We start from the raw sequence: 7,036 nt of genomic DNA on the forward strand, positions 1-7,036 counted from the left end.
CGCTTGCTCCGCAATTAGATGTTGCTCAGATGATTGGATTACTTGTAGCATTTTGCGTGCCAACTCGAAGAGGCGTCTGGATTTTGGATTCAAGAGTTATCTGGATTGATGATCATCGGCCGAATTCCCACCCAATCGCGGCTGGCCAGTTCTAGCGAGAGTATTTAGAGACACAACAATGCGTTCGATTGCTAAGCTTGGCGTTTCCGCGCTTGCTTATGTTGCCTTCAGGGCTGCACAAAGCGCCTCGCTCCGCAGGATGATCTTCAATGCCATCCGGTTGCGGCGCCCCGAAGTAGAACGCTTTGGTCGGATGGACGAGATCCGGTTCTTGGCCTACTGCTTTGTGAACCGTGATCGATCACGATCGCAAATATTTCAGGACTTGTGGATTAGCTACGAACTCGGAGAAAAACGAGGCGGATTCTTTGTTGAGTTCGGGGCAACCAACGGAGTGACTAATAGCAACACCTGGCTGTTGGAAAAAGAATACGGGTGGCAAGGAATTTTAGCTGAACCCAATCCATTCTGGCACGACGCGCTCGCACAGAACCGCAACTCTCGTAAGGATCGTCGGTGCGTCAGCTCAAGCTCCGGCAAGAAGGTACGCTTTTTGGTCACGAATGCAGTTGATCCGGAGCTCAGCGGGGTAGCCGAATTCGCTTCGGGAGATCACTTTGCAGCCGTGCGCTCCGAAGGAGAAGAGATCGAAGTCGAGACAGTCTCACTTAACCAGCTGCTGGCGGACTGCAATGCTCCTCGTAGGATCGACTACATGTCGATCGACACCGAGGGTAGCGAGTATGACATCCTCAGGAGCTTTGATTTTTCTCGGTACACCATCGATTTGCTCTCCGTGGAGCAAAACCGGCAAACCGAAGCGGCCATCGAGGGGCTTCTGACGAAGCACGGATACAAGCGGGTTTTCGCGGAGTTCTCGCAGTGGGACGGCTGGTATGTGCATTCGCAGCATATGGTATCCCGCCATGGCACGAATCTTGAGAGGCGCTTGGACGCAAGTACGGTTCAGAAGGCTGGCGCGGTGGGGAACGCGAAGAGCGGGCCAGCCGTGGACTGATGATTGCATGAAGATATTGCAGCACGAGTAAGAAAGCCGCGAAGATGTCATTGTTGGAGCCCGCGACCGAAGCTAAGCGCATCAAGGTTGCGATGCTGCTCAGTTGCAGTTCCTTCGAAGGGTTTTTCGGTTGGGTGCAGGGGCAGACGCGCGCGAGTTATCTCGAGCGCTATCGAAACGACTGGGCCTGGTATTATGCTCGCGGTCTAAGCCGAAACGGGATTAGGCCATTGCTCTACATCCCGTCACTGCGCGAAGCAGGCAAATACGACACAGATGTGGGGGTGGTCGTTCGATTTCTACCGCTTGAGCATTGGTACAGACTGATTGAACGTGTGTGGGTCAAGCGCCTGTCGCGCCGTTCGCGCTGGTCTCTCTATGCGGAGGAACGGCTGAACACGATTGCCTTTATGCAGCCGCTTCGGAGCGCGCTGATCGCAGATGAAATTGATCTGCTGTACGTGCAGGAATATTGGAGTGGCAGATTTGACCATCTGGTAGGCCGACTTGACTTGCCGGTCGTCGGTGCAGATCATGGTGGCCTATCGGACCGCGTCGTGACGCTGTTCAAACGCAGCAGTTTCCACAAGACGGCGTTGCTCTATGGTCAAACCGAGCAGGAGTGTCGCATCGTCAGCCAATACGGCGGTCGATCCCGCCTTCAGCCGAACGGCTGCGACGTATCCGAGTTCTTTCCTGATGCCACCGCAAGCCGCTCCAAGACGATTCTGACGATCACGCGCTTGACCAACAGGCAGAAACGCACAACCGACCTTATTCGGTCCCTCGTCGGCCTACCTGAGGAGTGGACGTTGGATATCGTCGGCACTGGACCGGACAAGGACCTGTTGCAGCGGCTCGCCGCCAAGCTCGGCTTGTCGCACCGGGTGAGATTTCACGGGTTTGTCGATCGCTCCGCCGTGCGCGCGCTGCTTTGCCGGTGCGGCGTATATGTGATGCCATCGGCGAATGAGGCGGTGGCTCTTGCCGTGCTGGAAGCAATGGCTTGCGGTGCGGCGGTGGTGCTCAGCCGAATACGGGCATTTGAGCAATTGGTCAGGCACGGAGTTAATGGATTGCTTTTTCCCGTCGGTGACGTGAGCGGTCTAACCGCTGCAATCCTTGAGGCCTGGCGCGATCGCCAGTCGCTTGGGCGAGCAGCGAGTGAAACCGTCCAAACGAGCTATAATGCGGAAAAATTATACGCGGAGCTTGCGGATAGCTTGCGAAGGTCCAGCCATCGATCCGTAGTCACCGCAGCCGAGCGAGCGTCAACTTAGATGTTATTGGATGACCTCAGGCGATAAACCGAAAAGCAACCCACGACTTCGTTCAAAGAAGGATTCGCAATGAAGGAATTATACGAGGGCGATGCTTACGGAAAGAACAATCCGACATGGCACGAAGAGGACGCGCCGTGGAAGGCCGGTCACGTCGCGCAGATGATCCGGCGAAACAACCTCCCAACCGAACGGATATGCGAGATCGGCTGCGGGACAGGCGAGATCTTGTTGAATCTGGAAAGGGCGTTTCCGGGCGCGCGCTTATCGGGATACGAAATCTCGCCCGATGCGTTCAGGCGGGCAGCGGCCAAAGATACACAACGCACTAAGTTTCACTTAAGCGACCTGCTGGGCGAACAGGATTTGGAGTTCGACGTTATCCTTGCAATAGATGTGATTGAGCATGTTGAGGATTATATTTCATTCATAAAGCAGTTGCGGCGGTTTGGAACATTCAAGATCTTTCACATTCCACTAGATCTCTCCGCGCAATCCATTTTGCGGGCATGGCCGATTACAGAACTCAGGCGCAATGTCGGACACATCCATTATTTCTTCAAACAATCAGCGTTGGCGACGCTCGAAGATTGCGGCTACACGATTGTCGATCATTGTTATACCGGGAGCCGGTTGGAATTGCCCAATCAGGCCTTCACGAGTCGTCTCATGCGACTGCCCCGCCGCCTGATGTTTGCATTCGATGCTGATCTTGCAGTGCGCTTACTGGGCGGCTACTCGCTGCTGGTCGTCGCCAAGTGAGGATAGATAGCTAAGAAAGCTTGATTGCGCTCAGAGGCTGACGCGCCTCGCGGTCGAACTCAGTTGGAGGCGATCGACTCCGAATTGGACCGACTCTTGTCCGTTGCAGCCAGCTTATCGGTCGCAATCAGCTTGCGCTGGAAGACGCGAAACAGCGCGCGGGTAGCCAGGCCGATAAAGTAACTGCCTTGTAGGATGGCTTGGGAGATGAGGACGATGAGCACGGTCTGAAGCGCACCAAGCTGGCGATTGAATGCCAGAAACAGCGCGACAAGCAGCACGAGCAAGACAAAGGGGAGTAACACCCTAAATCGGAAGCGCAGCCCCAACAGCGCCCCAAAAACTGCCAGTCCGATTGCCGCGTGTTCCATTCCAATGCCCTTCGATGCGCGAAGTCTGTTGGGAAGAGCTGAGCTGAACGAACGCCCTTGAGCATCGGCGTCGTGCCCCTGGGCCCCAAGCCCGAGTTCGACGCGTTGCCCCGCTGCCCAAGTCAAATGAATCCGTCAAACGACGAGATCACTCCTTCCGCGCCGATGTCTAAACGCGCACTATGGCAAGATCTTGTGGAGGTGCAGCTCTCACGGGGAGCCAAGCCGGTTTTGCTCCACTCAATTCAGTTACTTAGGCCCGTTTTTTGGGCAGGCAGTCCCGCTGCGGAAGCCAGCGATGAAAACAGAATAGCAGGTGGGGGAACCAGATCAAGCTGACCCTCTTCCGATTAACCCTTTTTTTAAGCCAAGACCGAGTTTCTACGGATTTTGCGTTGGCAGGGAATTTGCACGTTAACAGTGTTGTTTTCGCTCAGCTCGAGGTCGATCAGCCTACTGAGTGCGCTGAGCACCCGGCCTGGGGGTATTTTTCATCGTCCATCGCTATTTGCCGCAGGTATCCATGCGCATTCTACAATTGCTCAATCATACGCGACGCCTGAATGGCCATGTGCATGCCGCAGTGGACCTCGCCTGTGCGCAAGTGAAACTCGGTCATCAAGTCGCAATGGTGAGCGGCGGCGGCGATTTTGATCTCCTGCTCGCGGGCAACAATGTCGAAACCATGCGCGTCAGTCTGGAGCGCCGACCCAAGCAACTTCTACACGCCACGCTGTCTCTCTACCGGCTCGTGCGCGATTGGCGAGCAGAGGTCGTTCATGCCCATATGATGACGAGTGCCGTTCTTGCATGGCCGATTTGCAAGTTGCTCGGCATCCCGCTCGTCACCACTGTTCACAACGAGTTTGAGAGAAGCGCCGTTCTGATGGGCTTGGGAGCGAGAGTGATCGCGGTTAGTGCAGCCGTTGGTAAGTCAATGCGAAAACGAGGCATCCCGCAGTCGAGGATTCGAGTGGTTCTGAATGGAACAATTGGTGCAGCTCGGCTCGACCAGAAGGATCGCGCACCAGCTTCCCTTCAATCTCCAGCGATCATATTCGTTGGCGGACTACATCCGCGGAAGGGGCTTTCAGACCTCTTTTCGGCATTCGATATGGTTTACAGTGTGCTCGGAACGGGGCACTTGTATATTGTGGGTGACGGACCTCACCGCGAGCAATATGCCGCGCAAGTCAGCTCCATGGGGTGTGCGTCGGCAGTGACATTCATGGGCGCCCAAGATAACCCTTTCCCATTCTTATCAGGCGCCGACGTGTTCGTATTACCCTCGCATGCTGATCCCGCTCCGCTGGTGCTGTCGGAAGCGCGGGAAGCTGGCTGCGCCATTGTCGCGACCGATGTGGACGGAATTCCTGAACTGCTTGAACACGGCCGCGCCGGCGTTCTCGTTCCCGCGCGCAACCCGCAAAGACTTGCCGAAGTATTGCGCTCTTTACTCCAGGACCGAGAAGCCGTGCTGGAGTGGAAGAAGAAAAGTCAGTTCAATCTCGAGTTCCTTACGATCGACCGGGTCGCTCGTCAGACCCTCGCGATTTACCAGGAGGCGTCTTGACACACTCATGCTCACGCCTGAGCCAAACGAAGCAAGTGATCCAACGACAGCAATGACGTGCTCTAGAGTAGGGGCAAGGGATGCTCCTAAGCTGGCCGTTATCATTGCCTGTTTCAACTACGAGGCTTATGTCGAGCGAGCGGTCAAGAGCGTCTTGGACCAAAAGTGTGATGCCTGCGAACTCCTGGTCGTAGACGATGGCTCAACTGACGGCTCGTGGGAGGCGATAACTCGTTGCGCCGTTAGCGCATTCAAGATTGAAAATCGAGGGCAGTTAGGCGCCTGCCTGTTTGGTCTGGACAAGACACAAGCACCATTCGTTTTGTTCCTCGACGCCGATGACGAGCTGAAGCCCGGTTCACTAGCCAGACTCGTCGCTGAATTGGACGAGCGCGTTGCAAAACTCCAATTCGGCCTGACGCTCGTAGATGCCGAAAGCAACCGTATCGGATCGCTGTCGTCGCTCAAATCGTTCCGAGAGCGCGACAGATTGGTCAATGAGGTGCTTAGACGCGCCGTCTACAAGACGCCACCGACCTCGGGAAATGTGTTTCGTCGGGACGTCTGCGAGCTGTTGCGAGAAGTGGACTACGATAGGGCCGTTGATGGCGTCGTCCTGTTTGTTGCTCCGTTCTTTGGGGACATAGTGAGCCTATCCGAAGAGCTGGGAAATTACCGCGTGCACGGCCTGAACGACTCGCAGCTCGGTCAGCTTCCAACCGCTTCCGTGCTGGACCGCGACATCAAGAGGTTCGTGGCGCGTACGGAGCACTTGCGCTGCATTCTCGCTCGCGTTGCTCCGGGCCGAACGTTGATCGAGCCGCAACGGGCCTATTACTATCGCGAGCGCAACTTCTGCCTTCAGATTGTATCGGGGCGCAGCTCGCCAGCTTCGATGCTGCCGAAGCTGCTTGCGAGTCTTGGATCTGAACCTTTTTCAATCGTTCATAAACTCGCGCTAGCTGCTTTCTTTGTGCTCGGGGCCGTGCTGCCTCGCGAACCAGCCAAGGCATTGATGGCCTGCAGGTCTCGAAACTGGAGCCAATCGATGGCGGGCCTTCGCCGCTTCGTTTTGCAGCGCTAGTCGCGGCCCCGCGGCCAGCATCAGGTCTGGCAGCTATGTTCAATGACGGCGAGGCTGTTGCTTGATCGACATCCGTGCGCAATCTGTTCCAGCGTCCAATTGCGGCCTGAAAAGCTATCGATCCTACCCGATAAGATCATGGAAACTGAAGGTCTGTCCGAGTACGTTTCCGATCGCGCCTTGCGGTAGGTGTGTTCCGTTCAAGCTGACCGAATCCAGATAGAGATTGCGGTCGGTGTCTGGGGTCCCTTCCCAGCGATCGTTGAGAAAGTGGACCAGGACGATGTGATCGCCGGATCCCCAATTCCCTTGCACTGCGACCGTGTCGGATTGACCGGCCCCATGCGATGCGTGGGCCGTCAAGGTCCCGCCGACCTGGGTGCCATCGACTGAGATGGTGTAGAGCGCGTCGCCGAGATAAGCATCTTCGCTGATCTTGAAGACGAGTTGATCCGGACCGGCGCCGATCGTTGGTGATGACCCGCTTTGCACTTGTGAAGACGTATCGGCCGAGTTCGTCTGTGGTAGGGTCGTGATCGCCGGCGCCGTCGTTCTGGCCGACGCGCCGTCATGGAAGGTGAAGGTCTGTCCAAGCACGTTTCCGATCGCGCCTTGCGGCAGGTTCGTTCCGTTGAAGTTGACGGAGTCCACATAGAGATTGCGGTCGGTATTCGGGGTCCCGTCCCAACGGTCGTTAAGAAAGTGGACGAGGACGGTGTGATCACCGGATCCCCAAGCCCCTTGCACTGCGACCGTGTCGGACTGACCGGCTGCATGCGATGCGTGGGTCGTCAGCGTCCCGCCGACCTGAGTGCCATCGACTGAGATGGTGTAGAGCGCGTCGCCGAGATAAGCATCTTCGCTGATCTTGAAGACGAGTTGATCCGG

Annotated in this window: 7 protein-coding genes; 5 read left to right on the forward strand and 2 right to left on the reverse strand. The window is 56.3% G+C overall.

Annotated features, from left to right (window positions below):
• Positions 1-178: 178 nt before the first annotated feature.
• The 3 genes from AC0L3K_RS16895 to AC0L3K_RS16905 all read left to right on the forward strand — a co-directional run bounded on the left by AC0L3K_RS16895 (position 179) and on the right by AC0L3K_RS16905 (position 3,120).
• A complete protein-coding gene (locus AC0L3K_RS16895) occupies positions 179-1,078 on the forward strand; it encodes an FkbM family methyltransferase (RefSeq protein WP_473366424.1) in 900 nt (299 codons plus the stop codon).
• 44 nt (positions 1,079-1,122) lie between these two features.
• Positions 1,123-2,358 carry a glycosyltransferase family 4 protein gene (locus AC0L3K_RS16900; RefSeq protein ID WP_473366425.1) on the forward strand — a complete coding sequence of 412 codons (1,236 nt, stop codon included), beginning with the start codon at positions 1,123-1,125 and terminating at the stop codon, positions 2,356-2,358.
• 69 nt (positions 2,359-2,427) lie between these two features.
• Positions 2,428-3,120: a class I SAM-dependent methyltransferase gene (locus AC0L3K_RS16905; protein ID WP_473366426.1), complete on the forward strand. Its 693-nt coding sequence runs from the start codon at positions 2,428-2,430 to the stop codon at positions 3,118-3,120.
• 59 nt (positions 3,121-3,179) lie between these two features.
• Here the strand turns inward: AC0L3K_RS16905 and AC0L3K_RS16910 are convergent, their stop codons facing one another.
• The gene (locus AC0L3K_RS16910) at positions 3,180-3,491 is read right to left on the reverse strand and encodes a hypothetical protein (protein WP_473366427.1); all 312 of its coding nucleotides are present in this window, start codon (positions 3,489-3,491) and stop codon (positions 3,180-3,182) included.
• Positions 3,492-4,014: 523 nt separating this feature from the next.
• Here AC0L3K_RS16910 and AC0L3K_RS16915 point away from each other — a divergent pair.
• Both AC0L3K_RS16915 and AC0L3K_RS16920 read left to right on the forward strand, forming a co-directional pair.
• Positions 4,015-5,064 (forward strand): glycosyltransferase family 4 protein, encoded by a 1,050-nt coding sequence (locus AC0L3K_RS16915; RefSeq protein ID WP_473366428.1) that lies wholly within the window; start codon positions 4,015-4,017, stop codon positions 5,062-5,064.
• Positions 5,065-5,071: 7 nt separating this feature from the next.
• Positions 5,072-6,148 carry a glycosyltransferase family 2 protein gene (locus AC0L3K_RS16920; RefSeq protein WP_473366429.1) on the forward strand — a complete coding sequence of 359 codons (1,077 nt, stop codon included), beginning with the start codon at positions 5,072-5,074 and terminating at the stop codon, positions 6,146-6,148.
• 123 nt (positions 6,149-6,271) lie between these two features.
• On the opposite strand, the gene AC0L3K_RS16925 is transcribed toward AC0L3K_RS16920, so the two are convergent.
• A partial coding sequence (locus tag AC0L3K_RS16925; RefSeq protein ID WP_473366430.1) for a carbohydrate-binding domain-containing protein occupies positions 6,272-7,036 on the reverse strand: 765 nt, incomplete at its 5' end.

It is taken from the genome of Bradyrhizobium sp. MI1.10 (genome assembly GCF_055811035.1).